Raw genomic sequence first — 18,795 nt, forward strand, 5'->3', positions numbered from 1 at the left:
GGAAGCTCCTTCGACGTAGGCATAATATGTGGTAACCAACCCACGGATAGCAGATTGCCAGCCGACGACTCGCATTTTGTCTCTGTGCCCAAGGGATTGAAAACCCTCTAGTTAAAGGGGAAAACAGGGGAATTGACTAATTCGTTCATAGCAGGGAAAAAATCCCTGAAAATAGCATATATTCGCTCTAAATGAACGAAATCAGGGAATTACTCCCTAATAAATAAGCTGTTTTCCTTAATTCCCGGGAATCAGACATATAATTAGGGAGTTTTTCCCCCATTATATGTCTGACGACCAGAATCCTAAGAATTTCAGGGAGAAATTCCCTAATCGCTCTATAATCATTGCTCATCAAATGCAGCTTCAGCTTCAAGTGTTAATTCCCTTTACCTTTGTTAAGCATCTTCTTCGTATTAAAGTCATATTTAAGCGTTAGGAACCACCGGCAGCTTCACATGGCTCGGATACTCACGATTATGGTAGACGGTCTGCAGCACAGTAATCGCTTCTGAATCTTCATATGGATTATTACCTGTATTTGTATTAGGGAAAGCAACGAATTTGCTGGACGAAGTAACCGAGAACCGAATTCGGTGTCCAACAGCAAATCTATGGGCTATATTCGGCATGAAAATATCATATTTCTCCACCTGCCCAGGAATCAGCAGCTCAGGTGCTTCCAATCCATGACGGTATTTAGCTCTGACAATATAATTCGATAACCGGATGGAGTCCCCTTGTCCATTCACATCACTAAGCGTAACTACCCAATCCGTATCCTTGCCAGTACTGGTAGCATAGATAACCGCAGACAATTCTCCGGCCACAGTCAGCTCTTCCGTCAGAATATCACTAGTGTAGACAAGGATATCATTGCGCAGCTCGTATTTCCGCAAATTTTCAGGCTCTCGTTCACCGCTATCATTCATAGGATCATGAGGATTATAGACATAAGTATCTTCAGGAGAATGTTCCTCAGGCGCTGCGAGCAGTTGCCCATCCCCATGTCCTGAATTCGCTCGCCCACCGCTGGAAAGGTAGAAGGAAGAAACTGTGGCTTCGGCAGGTGTCCAATCCGCGGACGTTCTCCACTGATTTTCACCAACAACATAATAAGAGGCTCTAGGCTCCTGATCTATTCCATTTGGAATGCCTTTGAGGAAGCGGTCGAACCAGCGCAGCACAGAAACATCGTAATCATAGACTACGGCATCATTGCCGAAGCTCACACCTTCATAGTCTCTGGCTCTGTTCGGCCCGTGCTCCCAAGCGCCCAGACGGATTTTGCGATTAGGCACATCATGTTCTGTCAGCATTCTCCAAGTCTCCGATACGCCGGCGCTGTCGCCGTCATACCAGCCTGAGATGACATACATAGGCACCTGCACCTGATCTCCGCGCTCGGTAAAAGTACAGTTTTTCCAGAAATCATCATACTCGGGATGCTGGCTCCACAGATCCCATGGACCTGATGTTTTGCCAATCATTTGCTGAGGGATCTCTTTAATCGGTCTTGCATCAACGGCTGCTTCCGGATTCACCGTAATGCCTCCAAAGATATCAAAATCCGTCCGAGTACCCACAGATTGAGCAAGAGTCCAAGAGAGCAACGGCCAAGAACAAAGAGTTCCCCCTTTGCGAACGGTATCAACAAATGGAGAGCCTACATTCACTTCATCCACAACCGCCTTCAGATTCGGGTGCCCACTGGTGGCCGCCGCCACAACAACAAAACCTAGATAGGATGCGCCCCACATGCCGACGTTGCCATCCGACCATTCCTGAGCAATAATCCAATCAATCGTATCATAGCCGTCATCCCGTTCATTATAAAAAGGAATCAGTTCTCCTTCCGAATCCGCCCGCCCCCTAACATCCTGCGATACTACTGCATAACCTTTATTGGCCCATCTCATAAAAATCTCTTTTTTTCCGTTTCGGTCATAACATGTTCTTACGAGAATTGTTGGCAGCTTGGTTCCCGGCTTAATGCCCTCTGGTAAAAAAACATCTGTCGCCAGCCTCACTCCATCACGCATCGGAATCAGATCAGTGCCCAGATCGTTTACACCATATTCTGCCTTAGATAGAAGAGGATCATCGTAGACCACTAACGGAGTCAGCTTCTCATAACCCGCTTTAACCATAAGCTCAATACCATACCGATTCGGTGTAAGAAAAGCGATAATCTCCCCATCCAAAGTCACAATGTCCAGAGCCGTCTCTTTGCGCAGCGCCCATACTTGTGAGGTCAGTTCGCGGCCTTCAATCTGCGCCTGATACTGGATATGCTTTTGATAGATATCGCCATTACTCAGCACAACCTCATAATCTACCCACTCCGCTTTAGCATAAGCGTCTAAATGTTTGTGGATTTTTTGAAGTGGAAGCACAGTTTTGAACTGTCCATCCAGCACATTGTCTTGCATTTGCGTTCTTCTGCGCGGATCGACCTTAGCGAGCATGATCTGTTGCTCTGTAAAATGAATTTTGCCTGTATAAACACCAGAAAAGTAGACGTTAAATGTAGTTGTGTGTAAGTAGGTTGTCATCTGTTTATCCCCTATCCGCAAATTTCTTCAAATACGCGCAGCCAGTTGCCGCCCATGATCTTAGCAATATCTGCATCCGCATAACCGCGGGCAACCAAACCTCTAGTAAAGTTAATAAAATAACTATATTTCTCAAGTCCAGCAACGGTTTCTGTAGAAGGTCCGTCTCCTTTGGCGAATCCAAGCTTGGGTGCGACATGTTCTTTAAAATAAACCAATGACCAGAGCACATCGCTCATCGGCCAATCCGTTCCAATTCCGACATGATCCACGCCTACAAGCCGGATTACATATTCGATATGATCCAGCACATGGTCAATAGTTGTATGTTTAGGGTCTTCATGAACAAACCAAGGCATAGCAAAAATACCAATGACTCCACCCGTCTTGGCTATCGCGATAATCTCCTCATCACTTTTACAGCGCATATGCGGATAGATCGCCTCTACACCCGTATGTGAAGCAATCACCGGAGTTGTGGAATAAGCGCAGGCATCTAACGTAGTCTGTTTCCCGCAATGCCCCGTATCTACAATGATCCCCAGCTTGTTCAAGCGCGCAATGAATCTTTTTCCAAAATTAGTGACACCGGCGTTCGATTGTTCTGCGCAGCCCGCCCCAATCTGGTTCTGATTGTTGTAGGTCAATTGTAGAATTCTTAATCCGAAGTTATAAAGTACATCTAATTGATCAAGATTCGTGCCCAGACCATCCGTTTCTTGTGCTGTGATAATGCCCGCTTTATGACCATTACGCTTGGCAGCACGTATGTCTTCGGCAGTTAAGGCTTTGATTAACCAATCTGCGGAATCGAATTGCAGCTGCACCTCTGCCATGCTTGTAATGATGCTGTCTAAGGATTCTAAATGAAGTTCACGGTTCCCTGCTGTAATTCCGGACTTGTACCACTCTTCCTTATACTCAGGGATCTCTCCGCTCGCAGATAGCTTTGTGATGATTTTTGCAGGCATACTGCTGTATACCATTGGCTCATCTTTATAAGGCTCACATAATTCTTTGATTCTGTCAGAGATAGAGTCTGGAATCGCGCTTGGAGATAAGGGGCCTTGAAACAGCAAATCAATAATAATGTTCTGCTCATGCAAGCGTTTAGCCCGCTCCTCCTCTTGCTCCGTCAACTTGAAATCATACAGACCTTCATAAGTGCTCATCGTGTAGTCGCTCCTTAGAATGCAATTTCAGTGCCTTTATGTAATCTAACAGCTTCATTATATATAAAATTAGCTGCTGCTAAATCCTCTATGGCCAGCCCTAATCCTTTAAAAAGAGTAATTTCAGCCGCGGACCTTCTACCCTCGATAGTGCCGCTGATCAGCTCACCAATCTCCCCGACAATATGATCTGCTGTGATTTTGCCTTCGTTCAGAGGAATTAAATAATCCCCAGATTCATTCTGAGCGGATTCCAGCCGATCCACATATAACTTAGCTAATTGGACGGTCTCCGAATCCAGCTCACGGTCATTGGGTCTACATGCGCCGACTGCATTGATATGTACACCCGGTTTCAGCCATTCTCCCTTGAGCACAGGTTCGGTGGATGCTGTCACGGTACAAATGATATCCGCTGCGCTGACTGCCGCTTGAACTGTCTCAGCAACAATGATCTGTACATTATATTTTTGGCTCATCTCCGTTTGGAAATCCTGCGCCTTTGCGAGTGTTCTGCTCCATACTTTTACCTCACGGATGGGTCGAACCCGCAACATCGCTTCCAGATGACTTTTTGCTTGTTCCCCAGTTCCAAGAAGAGCAAGGATTTCGGCATCCTCTCTGGCCAGATATCGGGTTGCTGCTGCACTGACTGCCGCCGTACGAATGGCTGTAATCTTTTGTCCATCCACTATAGCTTTCAGAACACCCGTAGATGAATCGAATAGAGTAACAAGACCTTGATGAGAAGGCAGGCCTGAACCATGATTGCTGGGAAATACACTGATGATTTTGGCACCAGCTACCTCTTCATGCTGCAAATATCCCGGCATTAAGCCGAGCAGATTGCTCTTTTGTAAAGGAAGCACTTGTCTTAAGCTTTGCACGGCTTGTCCAGCAGACAGATCCTTCAAAACAGACTCCATAACAGAGATGCAAGATTCCATAGCTAATAGTTCAGCCACTTCATTTTGATTAATGACTAGCATAAGACGGACCTCCTTCTCCTCATCATGATTGCACGAACGCGAATATAAAATTTTCTTACTATCATAACTTATCCGGTTTAAATATTCATGTATAAAGCTGGAAGGCGAAAATTTGTCCTGACCTCAGTTATTCTCTATACTTAATATAGTACGTATTATATTTTAAGGAGCTGACTATTGATTATGGCTAATAAAATAACTTTAGGAAAAACCAAGCTGCAGGTTCTCCCACTGGGTCTGGGTGCCAATGCTGTTGGCGGGCATAATTTATTTCCGGGTTTAAATGATGAAACCGGCAGAAATATCGTGCGCAGCGCTCTGGATCATGGGATTAATTTTATTGATTCCGCCTTTATTTATGGACCTGGAAGATCCGAGGAACTGATTGGCGAAGTGCTGAAGGAAAGAGGCGGCCGCGACAATGTGGTCATTGCTACTAAAGGCGCTCACGTGATTACCGGTGACAAGATTACACTGGACAACTCTCCAGCTTTTCTAAGACAGTCTGTGGAAGACAGCTTGAAACGCCTCCAGACCGATTATATTGATCTTTACTATATTCATTTCCCTGATGAAAACACACCTAAGGACGAAGCTGTAGGTGAACTTAAGAAGCTGAAGGATGAAGGGAAGATTAGAGCCATCGGGGTGTCTAACTTCTCCATTGATCAGCTGAAAGAAGCCAACAAAGACGGTCATGTGGATGTTCTTCAATCCCACTACAATCTGCTGCATCGTGATGCGGAACAAGATTTGCTGCCTTATACGCAGGAGCATGGCATTTCTTTCGTGCCCTATTTCCCACTTGCGTCGGGCCTGCTGGGCGGCAAATATAAGCAAGGCGATACATTCAGCGACATTAGAAAAAATGACCCGCTATTTCAAGGGGAGACCTTTGCCAAGAATCTGGAGAAGGTGGACAAGGTCCGCCAGATTGCCAATGCTAAAGGTGTCGAAGTCGCACATGTCGTACTTGCCTGGTATTTGACCGTACCTTCCATCGATGCGCTTATTCCGGGCGCCAAACGTCCTGAGCAGATCGTTTCCAACTTAGAGACGCTGAAGGTGCAGCTGACACCAGAAGAGATCAAAACTATAGATTCCATATTTAAGGCGTAATCTAGCCTCATTAGATTAAGGGGTTGTCCCATGGCCACGAAATGGCTGCTGGGGCAGCCCCTTTTGTGCTTTGGTTCATCCGATGATTCAGGTTAGATAGTTCGATTGCCATGATTCGTAAGATTCGTCATTCGTTCGTTTTATTTCCTTCGTACGTTCGTTCGATCGACCTATCACAGCTCCCCGCACAATGCCCTATCGGACACAGTTGACCCGTAACGCAGTATTATTGCACATTTGGAATTCCAACGGACCTCATATCCTCTATTGGCACAAAATACACCTAATATGAACCTTTTTCTAAGCAATAACGTCTATGGGGTCCGAAACCCTGCTGAAAAGGCGATAAATTTGCATATAACGTCATCTGGGTCCGTAAGCGGCAGCGGATGGCAGTCGATCGTAGTGGAGAGCAGTCATTCTTCTCCAATATCCTAAATTCTTTGTATTAGTAAATATTGTTTGCTATACTTTCTCTGAAGTAACATTGGACTTTAATTATTATAAAAAGGGGAATTCCTTGATGATTATTCAACCTAAAACTCGCGGATTTATATGTACAACAGCCCATCCAGAGGGATGCGCCAAACAAATACAACAACAAATTGAATATGTAAAAGCACAAAAGAAAATTGAGGGACCCGCTAATGTACTAGTCATTGGTGCTTCTACCGGATACGGACTAGCTTCCAGAATTTCAGCCGCTTTTGGTGCTGGAGCCAACACTATTGGTGTTTTCTTTGATAAAGCTGCTGAAGGTCAACGTACAGCTTCTGCTGGCTGGTACAACTCCGCAGCTTTTGAACAACAAGCAGCGCAGCTTGGACTTAAATCTCACAGCATAGTTGGCGATGCCTTCTCCGATGCTATCAAAGAGAAGACCATTGAATTGATTAAAGCTGAATATGGCACAGTTGATTTAGTTGTCTATAGTGTCGCTTCACCACGCCGCACTCATCCGGTAACAGGAGAAACCTTCTCCTCCGTCATTAAACCGGTGGGAACCGCTTATTCGAACAAAACCTTGAACTTCCACACAGGTGAAGTTTCCATGACCACTATTGAGCCTGCCTCAGAAGAGGAAGTACGTCAGACCATCGCTGTTATGGGCGGCGAAGACTGGAGAATGTGGATCGATCAGCTTCAAGCAGCTGGCGTGCTTGCCGATGGAGCTACAACCGTTGCTTACTCCTACATCGGGCCTGAAATCACTCACCCTATCTATCGCGACGGAACGATTGGTCAAGCCAAACATGATCTGGAACAAACAGCGATCCAACTGAATGATCGCCTGTCCACTCAAGGTGGACGTGCTTTTGTTTCCGTGAACAAAGCTCTGGTAACCCAATCCAGCTCCGCAATTCCTGTAGTCCCGCTTTATATCTCTGCATTGTATGAAGTAATGAAGGAAAAGGGGCTGCACGAGAACTGTATTGAACAAATGTACCGTTTATTCTCTGAGCATCTTTACAGTGGGGGCGAAGCTACTGCTGACGGGGGCTGCTTGATCCGAATTGATGACTGGGAAATGCGTGAGGATGTTCAGACTGAGGTTATGAAACGTTGGGACGAGCTGACAACCGACAATGCAGGTGAGCTTGCTGATCTTGAAGGCTACCGCCAAGATTTCTTTAACCTGTTTGGTTTTCGAACAGAGGGTGTAGACTACGAAGCTGACATTGATCCTAATGTCGACATTCCAAATATGTATTAATAACTGACCTATAGACAAATGAGGTTGTCTCTGAAGTAGTGAATTCTACTGATGAGATAACCTCTTTCTCTTTTAGACAGACATTGGCTTACCTCCCCTCTTTATGATATGGTTTGATTGAATACTGCATGTTCTACTAACATTCAAAGGAGTGAGTCACTTTTGGTTAAAAAAATTAGTGTAGCAAACGGCGCACTTGAGGTGTCACAAATTTCGCTTGGCTGTATGCGGATTGCTGATCTATCTGCAAAAGAAGCAGATACACATGTACATAGTGCCCTTGAGCTCGGAATAGACTTTTTTGACCACGCTGACATCTACGCAGCTGGCAAAGCCGAAGAAGTATTCGCAGGCGTACTGGAGAACAATCCGGGTATGCGTGATAAAATGATGATCCAAACCAAATGCGGAATCCGCAACGGTTTTTTTGATTTCTCCAAGGAACATATCCTGCAATCCGTTGAAGGCAGCCTTAAGCGCTTGAAAACAGACTATATCGACGTCCTACTGCTTCACCGGCCTGATACGCTGTTCGAGCCAGAAGAAGTCGCTGAGGCTTTTGATATTCTGGAAAGCAGAGGTATGGTCAAACACTTTGGTGTCAGCAACCAGAACCCGTTGCAAATCGAGCTGCTGAAGAAAAATGTAAAGCAACCGCTGCTGTTCAACCAGCTGCAATTGAGCATTATGGTCACTGGCATGATTGATACAGGTTTCAATGTGAATATGACTAACTCCGGTTCAGTTGTCCATGATGGCGGGATTTTGGAGTACAGTCGCCTGCATGACATGACCATTCAGCCTTGGTCGCCTTTCCAATATGGCTTCTTTGAAGGCGTATTCTTAGATAACGATAAGTTCCCTGAATTGAACGAGGTCATTAACCGCTTAGCAGCTGAAAAAGACGTAACCAATACAGCTATTGCCATCGCATGGATTCTCAGACATCCGGCAAATATGCAGCCTGTCGTTGGCACAACTAATACACAGCGCTTGCGTGATATTGCCAAAGCTTCCGATATTACTCTCACTCGGCAAGAATGGTATGAGATCTACCGTGCTGCCGGCAATGTCCTTCCATAAACACCTAAAGCCACGAGGTACGTTATTAACGTACGCCGTGGCTTTTTTGCCAGAGAGCGATTCAATCTTCACGTTCTAGTTAAACTAGATAGACAGCGTCAAGATATTCGTATACTCACAAAAGAGAAAAAACTTGATTAAGGAGATTTAAATGTACATTAATATAATGAGAGAAAAAGAACTCAACACATGTTTACAAGACCATTGAGCCGGAAGAAACTTTGAGGGATAATAATCCATGGAAGCAGGTTTAACTTTTCCGGCTCTAATAAATTATTTTAATTGTAATAATTCAAGAATACTTCTGCTATTTCATTAAAGTTTACAATTTCAACTTGATTTGGAAATCTATCATACGCCGAACACAATGCCAGCCGATAACCCGAATCTATGATGTACTGCCTAAAAAAGAAACAATTCAACTCATTTTGTGTATTAATTGAAACCTTGTCACCTTTTAGACTAATAGTAAAGGATGAGAGAGGTAGGGATAGCCCTATGCCTATAGCTTTGATATAACTCTCTTTGAGGGTCCATAAATCAAAAAAATATTTTAGTCTATCTTCTCCTTCTTTTTGCATAAGATCGTTAAATTCACACGGTGAGAAAAAGCGTTCAGCAATTCCAATATTTATTTCGCTTATCCTTTCCACGTCTGTCCCCACTGGTGTATCGGAAATTGCGGAGACCACCCACTCACCAGAATGGGAGTTATTAAAATACAGATTCATATTACCTTTTATTAGTGGCTTTCCATAATGATTATATTCCAACTCAATCGCACTGTTCTTAATACTCAGCCTGCGACAGATTAAAAGTCTAGAAAGGATCTCGGCCGCCAACGTCCGTATTCCATCCTCTTTCCTCACAAAACGGTTGATACGTTTTTGTTTTTCAGCAGGGAGAGTGGAGATAAGTTTTAGAACCATTTGATCGTTCATTTTTACGGGTAATTTAACAGCATAAATCTCTACGTCTTTAATAGTTTGTTTAATAAACTCCCTTCCTCCGTTTCCTCAGCATTATGATTACAACAGCCAAGCCATATTTTTTATCATTTCTATCCAAAATAAAATATTCCTACTTTTCCCACTAATTGCTATAATATCACAATCAATAAAATTAATCATGGGATTGCAGACAGACAAAACATCAAGGCGGCCCCCTTTTTTCAACTCATTATTCTCCCTTATAAAATCTTTGTAAATGATATAAACTTTTTCAGCTATCAGTATAGACACATGCTTAATCGAGTAGGAGGCCACCCATAAATAGGGTAGCCGACCTCTCACACCACCGTACGTACTGTTCGGTATACAGCGGTTCAACCGGCCATGATGCCTTGTATGTGATTTCTGTTCGTCAGCCCGAGGGTTGCCTTCGGCTTCCTTCAGATTCTGCCTAGCGGCGGACACCCTTGCCTTTGGCTAACAATTCCTACTACCAAGCCTGTAACGGACTCTCACCGCCAAGTTATCGCCCATGCCGGGCGCACAACACCTAAAGCCACGGCGTACGTTAATAACGTACGCCGTGGCTTTTTTTATGCGATCCTTATGCATTGGCTTTATAGCAACAGCAGTTTCATAACTCGCTAAATTTAAAAGTTAGAATACACTTCGCACTAATCCTCCGTCAATCCGAAAGGCTGAACCATTGATAGCCGATGATAAAGGGCTACTTAAAAAGACGACTAAATCGGCGATTTCTTCTGGCCGGATCAAACGTTGAATAATAGAGGTCGGACGATTCTCCTTCATAAATCGGATCTCCGCTTCCTCAATCGTCAGATTTTCCTCTGGATACAAGGTATTCAACATGGTTTCTACACCTTCAGTTAATGTGGAGCCCGGCATGACGGTATTCACAGTTACCTTGGTACTTTTGGTCAATTCGGCCAAACTGCGGGAGAGTGATAGCTGCATTGTCTTAGTCGCACTATAGTGCGCCATTTCCTGAGAAGGCATAATTGCTGCTTCACTGGCTATGAAAATCACTCTACCCTCATTCTTTTCAAGCATGCGCTGCAGATAATGGCGGCTAAGTCTGACCCCACTCATTACATTAACCTCAAAAAATTTAAACCATTCTACATCCGGAATATCAAAATATTCAGCGGGTTCAAAAACCCCTAAGTTATTAATAAGAATATCGACCATTGGGTATTCCTCGATAAGCTTGCGACATCCTTCCTCGGTTCCCAGATCGGCCACAGCCGGATACAGCGCTGCTTTCGGATGCTCTGCGCGTATTTCTTCTATAGTTTGTTTTACTTTATCCGCATGACGACCATTCACAAGTACAGCGGCACCTTCCCGTACCAGAGATTTTGCGATCGCTTTTCCGATGCCGGAGGTGGATCCGGTAACTAATGTTGTTTTTCCTTCTAGATGAAGCTTCGTATCAATCCCTCCTTAATAAATATGCTCTATTATTTATCACAAATCACTTCCGTATTCATAGGATATGACGGAGAGATTCAATCCTCACGTTCTAGTTAAACTAGATAGACAGCGTCAAGATATTCGTATACTCACAAAAAGAACACAAAAAATTATAACTACTACCGAAATACTTAAGATCACAGTTGTTCTTTTGTTATGCTTTTTCATAATCCATCCTTCCTCTCTATAGATGCACATCTCTCTTTTCAAAAGAAATTAAAGCAACGCTCAAGCAAACCCCTATGATTACAACAGGAATTAGGATCATACGAATACCCTCGTTTAGGGTATATATCTCATGTGAATTTACAGCAGAGAATTTAAAAATTTGCGTCGTTAGCGTATTTTCAGAAATCACTCGCAGATATACATACGAAGAGTCTTTAAGATAACCACTGAGCAGAAAATCGCCAAATACAAAAACAAAAGTGGCAATTACAGCGGTAGCCGATTTTTTCATCAATACTCCTAACAACAGTACGACAGCGGAATAAGCTGCGAGATACAAAATATTGAATCCAATAGCCCCCATAGCAACGATAAACTTCCCCTCTAAGCTTTCATTTCCGATATGGGAACCCGTAACAAACGCTGCCAGCATGTACAATACATAAAAAAGACCAAAAAATTGAATTACCCACCATACTACAACTTTTAATTCGGTTAGATATTTTCCCAGCAAATATAATGACCTGCGCTGACCCGAAGCGATAATAGTTTGGACCGACCCATACTCAAATCCCTCGGTAGCAAAAAAACAAACGTAAATCGGAATGATGAAATACAGAAAAAAAGATAACTGAATGCTAGTGATTAAAGGCTCTAAAGGACCATCTATATCAAATCCTACTTGTACCCCCATCCAAACCAGTAATAAGGCACTTCCAAACAGCAAAAGAAGACTTATCCCCTTGAACATAGGATCTTTGGTTACATAATAAGCTTCAGCCTTAAGAAAATTCCTCATTCGTTACCTCCAGCAATTAGATCCATATAATAGTTCTCAAGATTTGGAGCCGACAGGTTAATCCCTTCAATATGGATGCCCTGCGTCAGAAAAAGAGACATCAGCTCTTCCAGATTTGTACTCTCTTTAGGAATTTGAATTTCTCCAGCTTCGGTGATCGTAATGGTTTCTAGTTGGAGTTCACTTTTTAAAATCTGAAGTGTCGCTGCGGGATCAGCCGTTCGAATACAGATCTTTGTTTCCGCCGTATGTAAGAGTTCCTCCGCAGAAGCTTCTTTGATTAACCTTCCTTTATGAATAAAACCGTATTGGGTCGCTAGTAGCTGCAACTCACTTAAAATATGACTGGAGATCAGTATAGTCACTCCTTGTTCTTTGGAAAGCTTCTCCAGGATCTTTCGCACTTCTACAATGCCTGACGGATCAAGACCATTAATAGGCTCGTCCAATACCAGAAATTTGGGATCGTTAAGTAGAGCAATAGCCAGACCTAAACGTTGTTTCATCCCAAGGGAGTATTCTGAGGTTAGCTTAGAACCGGCATCTGCCAGAGAAACTGCCTGCAATACTTCCGCAATTCTGCTCTTATCCTTAATCCCAAACGCACGACAATAAAACGTAAGATTTTGCTTGGCATTTAGATTAGGATAAAGCGCTGGCCTTTCAATTAGAAATCCAACCTTTCGCCTCGCCTCGTGAACAGCTTTTTTGTCCTTTTTTTCAAAAAGAGAGATTTCACCATGTGTCGGATGTACCAATCCGCCTATAATTTTCATTAATGTAGTTTTACCTGCCCCATTTTCGCCAACAAACCCATAAATATCTCCTACCCCAATTGTCATATAGACATCCTGAAGCGCAAGAGACTCTCCGTATTGTTTGCTTAAACCTCTGGCCTCAAAGATCGTTTGCGTCAAATCAAACACTCCTCTTTTCACTTTTCCACATCCTAACATGTTGCCATGGACACTACATTCAAACTGTAACAATCAAGTTAGTTAATGTAATTATTAAGAAGGATTTGTATAATGTGACTTATATGGTCGACAAATTCCCGGATATTTTGGACAATTCTTGTCGAAAGGAATGATAAAGTGATACGTATTGCTGTCTGTGATGATGACTTTCCCACTACTGAATTAATAGAGAGACTTATTCTGGAGACTCAACCTAATTTCACAAGGAAAATAGAGGTCTCGATCTTTTATTCCGGCGAAAGCTTCACTAAGGCCATTCAAGAGGCCTGCGCGTTTGATATTATTTTTATGGACATTGAAATGGCGGATATGGATGGAATAAAAGCTGGGTATGTACTGCGGGGAAATGATGAAAATGATCTAGTGCAGCTTATCTATGTCTCTAGTCATGATGAATATCATCTGCAACTCTTCGATGTTCAGCCCTCGGGATTTATCAAGAAACCTATCGATTCAGAGATATTTAAGCACAAACTGATTTCTACGATTGAAAAAGTAATTCGCAAGCTCCAGCAAGGCAAAAAAAACTTCTTATCACTACAGCAAAAAGGAAAAGAAATTCTAATCCCCTATCGAAATATCATCTATCTGGAAAGCAACCGGCGGAGAATTATTCTTTATTCCTGCAACGATCAACATGACTACTACAGTACACTAAACGAGGAAGAGCAGAAGCTTCCTGTGAGCGATTTTGTCCGAATCCATCAATCCTACATCGTTAACTTTTACTTTATTAAAGAAATCAGTAACCAGGGAGTAATTCTCCTAAATGGCGAAGCCTTACCCATTAGTGCAAAATACAGTGCCGATTTTAAGAAAAAATATCTGAAATTCAGGGGGAGTCTTGTTGGATAATATCTTTCTGGAGGAGTTATTTTATCTAGTAACGCTTCCACTTTTACCTATCATTATTCATTACTTCTACAGGCATTGTTTCGTTAGCCGACTTACCACCAAAGCCAATCTTGTTATCGTGTACTCCCTATATTTCCTCTGTATTGTCTTTCTGCACTATAGCTCACTGCCAGGCTCAATCCTACTCACACTCAATATTGGCCTGATTGCTCTCTTATCTTTTTTTTACAATGGAAATATCAAATGGCGGATCGTTGCCGCTCTTTTTCTGGTTGCGCTTATTACGCTTAGTGAGTTATCATTACCCCTATTTTACTCGACAAAGGGATATATTCTGAACCAGTTTCTTTCCAAGCTGCTGATGTTTATATTAGCTTTTGTATCCGTGCGCGTAGCTAAAGCCTTTGGAAATGGCGGGTTATCTAAATGGTATTGGGTTCTATTATTTATTTGCCCTTCTATAAGCACACTAGGGATCTACAGCTTCGCATCCAGCCTTTATATGCAGTCCTTCCCTACCCTTGTTCCAATCCTGTCCACAGGGCTACTCATTATAAATTTATTGATATTTATCTTATGCGACCGTATGTTAGTTATCCAATCTGCGCAGAACCAAAGTTATTTACTTGAGCAACAAAATGCTTACTATGTAAATCAATATCTTTTGACAAAAGAAATACAGGAAGAATCTTTTAAGTTCCAGCATGATATTAAAAATATTCTCATAGGTTTACGCGCAAAGGTACAATCCGGTGAAGCTGCCAATCTGAATGAGTTGGACAACTTACTGGGGCAAATAGACAACCCAATAGGCGTTAGCAATAGCGGGAATACGATTATTGATTCCATTATCAACTACAAGCAGCAGGTCGCTGAAAAGCATCAGATCCCCTTCAAGTTAGACTTGAACATCCCTGCACAGCTGACGCTCGACACCACAGTTATCAGTGTGATTTTAGGAAATGCACTGGACAATGCCATTGAAGCTTGTTGCGATAAAAGAAATGAAGAGTGCTATATAACCATACATATGCATTATCTTAATGAAAGCTTGTTCATCCGGATTCAGAATCCTTATGTGAATGAAATTCATACGAATCGTTTTGGCGACATCTGCTCCACAAAAACTAATAAATCCGGTCATGGTATAGGCTTAAAAAGTATCCAGAAGGTCGTAGAGGATAGTAATGGCTTAGTAGATATTTCATATAACAATAATCTATTTCAAGTCGAAATTGTTCTTTTTATGGTCGCCTGTAAAAAAAGGAACAGCCTATCGTAAGTACAATAGGTTGTTCTTTTTTAGTTAACAGTGAGATGAATCGAACCTCCACAGTTGGACATTAGAAAGAGAACGAAATGCACTAGGAGAAAACCAACTCTCCCCTAACAAACTTAAGCGAAATTTAATAAAAATCTCAATAAAAATGCAGATCTGTTCTTCTTTTTCTAAATTAGATTTATAAATATGCTAGTTACTCCTCAAACAATGAATCTAGCACGGTTGTACCTCATATCCAACTAAAGTCAATTGCCTCTTTTATATCTACTAATTTATTCCCCCAAGAACTTGTGAACTATTTCTCATATACTATTTTAGGTTGGCGCCAATCTTTCTCATAGAGGTCTTATGAATGCAGTTTAAAGAAATCTATCTAATAATTTGAAAGAAGGAAACCACATTGGTACTGGGTTGTGATACTGCAACAAACGTTACTTCAGCAAGATTGATGACACTTCAAAATAATAACTTTACATTTGTTGGACGATACCTGAACCGTGTAGAAGGTTCTCATGACGGACTTACAGATGCTGAGATTACACGAATTTCTAATGCTGGGCTGTTCATAGTATCCCTTTATGAAAACAAAGGTGGAACAACTGTCAGTTACTTTACGAATGCACAGGGTGTTAGTGATGCGAAAGATGCTGTGGAATTGGCAAATGACTTCGGACAAACGAATGCCACTCCGATTTATTTCGCCGTGGATCGCGATATGACCACTACTCAAATTACTGGAAATGTTGTGCCTTATTTCCAAGGGATAATGTCAGTTCTAAACAGCAGCACTCAAAATCCTAACGGTTATAAAGTGGGAATCTACGGTTCAAGAGCTGTTTGTGCCTACATCCGCGGCTCCTTCTCAGCTACGACACGTTATACTTTTATCGTCGATAATAGCTGGGCAGGGACTTTCAATGATTGGAACTTACGTCAATATAATTTTAACACCACGCTTGGCTCAGGCAACGGTCAGATTAAGATTGATTACGTAGAGTCATCTTCTCATGGAGGAGGGGGTTGGAAATAGTAACCTATTTTATTCAAATTGAGAAACAAATAGAAGGGATCCTTTAGCCTCCGAATTTTCTCACTGCTGCATGTACCGCTTGATACCCTATAATATCCTATAAGAAGTTGCATCTGTAATACAACATATTAATTCATTGGATTCATGTTATTTTTTAATCAATGAACGTTGCAAAATTGGATCCCTTACAATTCGCTAATACTCTTTTCGAATATTTCTCTCATAGGCTTCTATCCTTAGGCATACTTTAGGATAGAAGCCTTTTTGACTTTAGTTCGGGAATTAGTATTCATCGTATCTATTTTTCCATTATCTGAGATCCCATTGGACAATCAAAAAGCGGCCATTCCAATGGCCGCTTTTTTTAAGGATTTAGAAGCTTATCATAAGCTTCATCATAAACCCAAGTGATTCCTTCATCTTTACTGGTAAGATATATAGTTCCTGCCACACCGGTATCTTGATCAATTAACGAGATAGGGAACAGTCCTTCCTTTCTATTAAAGATAGGAGAAAGGGGATTTTTTTTATATTTATCAAACTTTTCTGGAAGCGATACAGCAAGCCTTTCCCAAGTTTGCCCCTGATCTTTGGTCCAATAAATTACAGGACCCTCATCCATATAATATCTGTACCCTAAAAACCCGATATCCGAACTAGAAAATCCCACGCCGGTCAAATGTTCCGAATAAATATCATTTGGATTGCCTATCTCTTTCCACGTCTTACCTCCGTCAGAGGTTTGATATACATAATTCAGCGCACTCCCAACTCCTTGTGAAGCACCACTGACCAGCCAACCATCATTTTTATTCGTGAAACCGATAAATTTTGTTTCATATCCCATTGCTCCAGGAATAGGATAGTCATTCCATGTCTGTCCCTTATCATTACTGATTAAAACATGCAGCGGCAATGATTTTCCATCTGCAAAACCATAAACAATAGCTGTTTTATCCTCGGATATAAAATAACCGGTGTTCTCTTGCCCCATTCCCAGAACCCCTCCGGTCGTATCCAATTTTAATGGCACATTTGCTTTAACATCTCCATTCCGATATGAAACAGAAACATTCCCCTCTGCATCTATGGAGTACGAATTGCCAGCATCATTAACAACAACTTGCTCCCCATCAAAGCCAATGGAATAGATCGTGCCGGGTTTGATGAATTCGGTGCCTTTTATATTAGTGCACGACGCCAACACGCTGATTACCCCGATCAAAAGCAGGACGGTATAAAATAGAGTGATGCCGTTTCGTTTTTTCTTCGTATTAAGAATAGATATAAATCGCTCTTTCATAGAAATTTCCCCTCCTGAAAAGTTAGTTGATAAAGCCAAAAAGCGGGGATCCGAATTCTGTATGACAGATAAGATAGCCTCACAATATTTTTTACGGTAAGATAAGCTTCGTGTACCCACTACCGTCTCATCACAGTAAATTTCAATTTCACGTCCTGCTTGGCGTACCATGAACCACACGAAAGGATTAAACCAATGAATTGCATGTACAATTAAGAGGAGTATCTTATATATAATGTCATGTCTCTTATAATGAACTAACTCATGCTTGAAGATAAATTCAAGCTCTTCATCGTTATATTGATCATGCGGCAAGAAGAGAATCGGCTTGTAAAAACCAACTAACATTGGATTTGGAACCTTTTCACTAATTAAAACGGTGATGGATAATTTTATTTTCATTTCTTTATAAACTTGGTTTATTTTCAATACCATCTGGTCACTTAAAAGAGAATTACTCCAACGAAGAGACTGTTTTCTGAAAAAGTAGTAACTGGTAAAATGATAAAGCAAAAAAAGTACGAACCCGGAAAACCAGAGCCAAGTTAAGATGTCCATAAGAGATGGTATATGATTTAACGATGCGGCCTGCTGAACAGGATGAGAAATCCCTGACACATCAATTTGTATGCTGTTGGAGGGAATGTCTTGAAACACTGTACTTATCTTTGAGCTATCAGGAAGCGGAATCCGTACGACATTATTGGCAAACGAAATGTTAAATGGAAGTAGCAAGCGTATAGTCAAAATCATCCATATCCAATATTTCCATTTTGCCGATTTTCCCTTCACATTCCTTATAATCCGTTTCTGAGATGGCTGCACGATAACTATTGCTCCGTCCCTCCTTTTCACAATACAGAAATCCTTTATCAACGAGTCGCGAAAGTACCGTCATTAAAGTAGCCAAAGCCCAATTTCGTTTATTACGTAATTGATTCGATATGTAGGAAGAACTCACTGGATTCCCAGTTTTCCAAATGACAAGCATAATTTCTAACTCTGCATCAGGTAGCTTCTTAATTTCATTAATCATGAATCAACCTCCATATTATACAGTTGTATAACTGCTTCTATTATACAACTGTATAAATAAAATGCAAGTCATCTTTTCTTTTGTTTCTATAAATTAGAGACGTTGAAAAGTAGGAAAAGGTTTGCACTTTATAGTATCAATGCTAAATCATCGAATGCGAAGCTAACGGTATACACTAGAACTTTGGAAATAGGGTAATTCAGAAGTAGTAGTAGAGGAAAACCTAATGCTCCTATTAGAAATTCAATAAGCTCTGAAAATGAAAAAGG

Annotated in this window: 15 protein-coding genes; 6 read left to right on the forward strand and 9 right to left on the reverse strand. The window is 41.7% G+C overall.

Annotated features, from left to right (window positions below):
• Window positions 1-428 precede the first annotated feature (428 nt).
• From NSQ66_RS23755 to NSQ66_RS23765, 3 genes are read right to left on the reverse strand one after another with little or no spacing between them, the layout of a single operon-like run.
• Window positions 429-2,555, reverse strand: a complete 2,127-nt coding sequence (locus NSQ66_RS23755; RefSeq protein WP_081382420.1) for a CocE/NonD family hydrolase — start codon at window positions 2,553-2,555, stop codon at window positions 429-431.
• Window positions 2,556-2,566: 11 nt separating this feature from the next.
• Window positions 2,567-3,727, reverse strand: a complete 1,161-nt coding sequence (locus NSQ66_RS23760; RefSeq protein ID WP_052097275.1) for a membrane dipeptidase — start codon at window positions 3,725-3,727, stop codon at window positions 2,567-2,569.
• 14 nt (window positions 3,728-3,741) lie between these two features.
• Complete coding sequence (locus NSQ66_RS23765; protein ID WP_036687499.1) at window positions 3,742-4,716, reverse strand: ornithine cyclodeaminase family protein; 975 nt, start codon at window positions 4,714-4,716, stop codon at window positions 3,742-3,744.
• Between the two features lie 183 nt (window positions 4,717-4,899).
• On the opposite strand from NSQ66_RS23765, the gene NSQ66_RS23770 reads away from it, so the two are divergent.
• From NSQ66_RS23770 to NSQ66_RS23780, 3 genes are all read left to right on the forward strand, one after another.
• Complete coding sequence (locus tag NSQ66_RS23770) at window positions 4,900-5,835, forward strand: aldo/keto reductase (RefSeq protein ID WP_076142388.1); 936 nt, start codon at window positions 4,900-4,902, stop codon at window positions 5,833-5,835.
• Window positions 5,836-6,358: 523 nt separating this feature from the next.
• Window positions 6,359-7,549, forward strand: coding sequence for an enoyl-ACP reductase FabV (fabV, locus tag NSQ66_RS23775; protein ID WP_036687496.1), 1,191 nt, complete (start codon window positions 6,359-6,361; stop codon window positions 7,547-7,549).
• A 162-nt stretch (window positions 7,550-7,711) separates the two neighbouring features.
• Complete coding sequence (locus tag NSQ66_RS23780; protein ID WP_256720317.1) at window positions 7,712-8,632, forward strand: aldo/keto reductase; 921 nt, start codon at window positions 7,712-7,714, stop codon at window positions 8,630-8,632.
• Between the two features lie 278 nt (window positions 8,633-8,910).
• On the opposite strand, the gene NSQ66_RS23785 is transcribed toward NSQ66_RS23780, so the two are convergent.
• The 4 genes from NSQ66_RS23785 to NSQ66_RS23800 form a co-directional block, all read right to left on the reverse strand.
• Window positions 8,911-9,573 carry a 4'-phosphopantetheinyl transferase superfamily protein gene (locus NSQ66_RS23785; protein ID WP_076142387.1) on the reverse strand — a complete coding sequence of 221 codons (663 nt, stop codon included), beginning with the start codon at window positions 9,571-9,573 and terminating at the stop codon, window positions 8,911-8,913.
• Between the two features lie 666 nt (window positions 9,574-10,239).
• Window positions 10,240-11,040: an SDR family oxidoreductase gene (locus tag NSQ66_RS23790; RefSeq protein WP_076142385.1), complete on the reverse strand. Its 801-nt coding sequence runs from the start codon at window positions 11,038-11,040 to the stop codon at window positions 10,240-10,242.
• Window positions 11,041-11,260: 220 nt separating this feature from the next.
• Window positions 11,261-12,043, reverse strand: coding sequence for a hypothetical protein (locus NSQ66_RS23795; protein ID WP_076225225.1), 783 nt, complete (start codon window positions 12,041-12,043; stop codon window positions 11,261-11,263).
• On the reverse strand, window positions 12,040-12,981 hold the full coding sequence (locus NSQ66_RS23800) for an ABC transporter ATP-binding protein (protein WP_339279429.1): 942 nt from the start codon (window positions 12,979-12,981) through the stop codon (window positions 12,040-12,042). Before NSQ66_RS23800 ends, NSQ66_RS23795 begins: the two co-directional genes overlap by 4 nt.
• Before the next feature lie 156 nt (window positions 12,982-13,137).
• On the opposite strand from NSQ66_RS23800, the gene NSQ66_RS23805 reads away from it, so the two are divergent.
• The 3 genes from NSQ66_RS23805 (at window position 13,138) to NSQ66_RS23815 (ending at window position 16,187) form a co-directional block, all read left to right on the forward strand.
• Entirely contained in the window at window positions 13,138-13,875 is a 738-nt protein-coding gene (locus tag NSQ66_RS23805; protein WP_076142382.1) for a LytTR family DNA-binding domain-containing protein, read from the forward strand.
• Window positions 13,868-15,157: a sensor histidine kinase gene (locus NSQ66_RS23810; protein ID WP_076148069.1), complete on the forward strand. Its 1,290-nt coding sequence runs from the start codon at window positions 13,868-13,870 to the stop codon at window positions 15,155-15,157. The genes NSQ66_RS23805 and NSQ66_RS23810 overlap by 8 nt, the downstream gene beginning before the upstream one ends.
• 448 nt (window positions 15,158-15,605) lie before the next feature.
• On the forward strand, window positions 15,606-16,187 hold the full coding sequence (locus NSQ66_RS23815; protein ID WP_143758585.1) for a DUF1906 domain-containing protein: 582 nt from the start codon (window positions 15,606-15,608) through the stop codon (window positions 16,185-16,187).
• Window positions 16,188-16,551: 364 nt separating this feature from the next.
• Here the strand turns inward: NSQ66_RS23815 and NSQ66_RS23820 are convergent, their stop codons facing one another.
• Both NSQ66_RS23820 and NSQ66_RS23825 read right to left on the reverse strand, forming a co-directional pair.
• Window positions 16,552-18,243: a M56 family metallopeptidase gene (locus NSQ66_RS23820; protein ID WP_256717826.1), complete on the reverse strand. Its 1,692-nt coding sequence runs from the start codon at window positions 18,241-18,243 to the stop codon at window positions 16,552-16,554.
• The gene (locus NSQ66_RS23825) at window positions 18,209-18,526 is read right to left on the reverse strand and encodes a BlaI/MecI/CopY family transcriptional regulator (protein WP_076148066.1); all 318 of its coding nucleotides are present in this window, start codon (window positions 18,524-18,526) and stop codon (window positions 18,209-18,211) included. The genes NSQ66_RS23820 and NSQ66_RS23825 overlap by 35 nt, the downstream gene beginning before the upstream one ends.
• Window positions 18,527-18,795 lie beyond the last annotated feature (269 nt).

It is taken from the genome of Paenibacillus sp. FSL H3-0329 (assembly GCF_037963285.1).
GTDB classification, from domain to species: domain Bacteria; phylum Bacillota; class Bacilli; order Paenibacillales; family Paenibacillaceae; genus Paenibacillus_AQ; species Paenibacillus_AQ odorifer.

Coding starts and splice junctions, on each gene's coding strand:
- NSQ66_RS23755 (WP_081382420.1), bottom strand. CDS start 2,555: ATGACAACCTACTTACACACAACTACATTTAACGTCTACTTTTCTGGT.
- NSQ66_RS23760 (WP_052097275.1), bottom strand. CDS start 3,727: ATGAGCACTTATGAAGGTCTGTATGATTTCAAGTTGACGGAGCAAGAG.
- NSQ66_RS23765 (WP_036687499.1), bottom strand. CDS start 4,716: ATGCTAGTCATTAATCAAAATGAAGTGGCTGAACTATTAGCTATGGAA.
- NSQ66_RS23770 (WP_076142388.1), top strand. CDS start 4,900: ATGGCTAATAAAATAACTTTAGGAAAAACCAAGCTGCAGGTTCTCCCA.
- fabV (WP_036687496.1), top strand. CDS start 6,359: ATGATTATTCAACCTAAAACTCGCGGATTTATATGTACAACAGCCCAT.
- NSQ66_RS23785 (WP_076142387.1), bottom strand. CDS start 9,573: ATGAACGATCAAATGGTTCTAAAACTTATCTCCACTCTCCCTGCTGAA.
- NSQ66_RS23795 (WP_076225225.1), bottom strand. CDS start 12,043: ATGAGGAATTTTCTTAAGGCTGAAGCTTATTATGTAACCAAAGATCCT.
- NSQ66_RS23815 (WP_143758585.1), top strand. CDS start 15,606: ATGACACTTCAAAATAATAACTTTACATTTGTTGGACGATACCTGAAC.
- NSQ66_RS23820 (WP_256717826.1), bottom strand. CDS start 18,243: ATGATTTTGACTATACGCTTGCTACTTCCATTTAACATTTCGTTTGCC.
- NSQ66_RS23825 (WP_076148066.1), bottom strand. CDS start 18,526: ATGATTAATGAAATTAAGAAGCTACCTGATGCAGAGTTAGAAATTATG.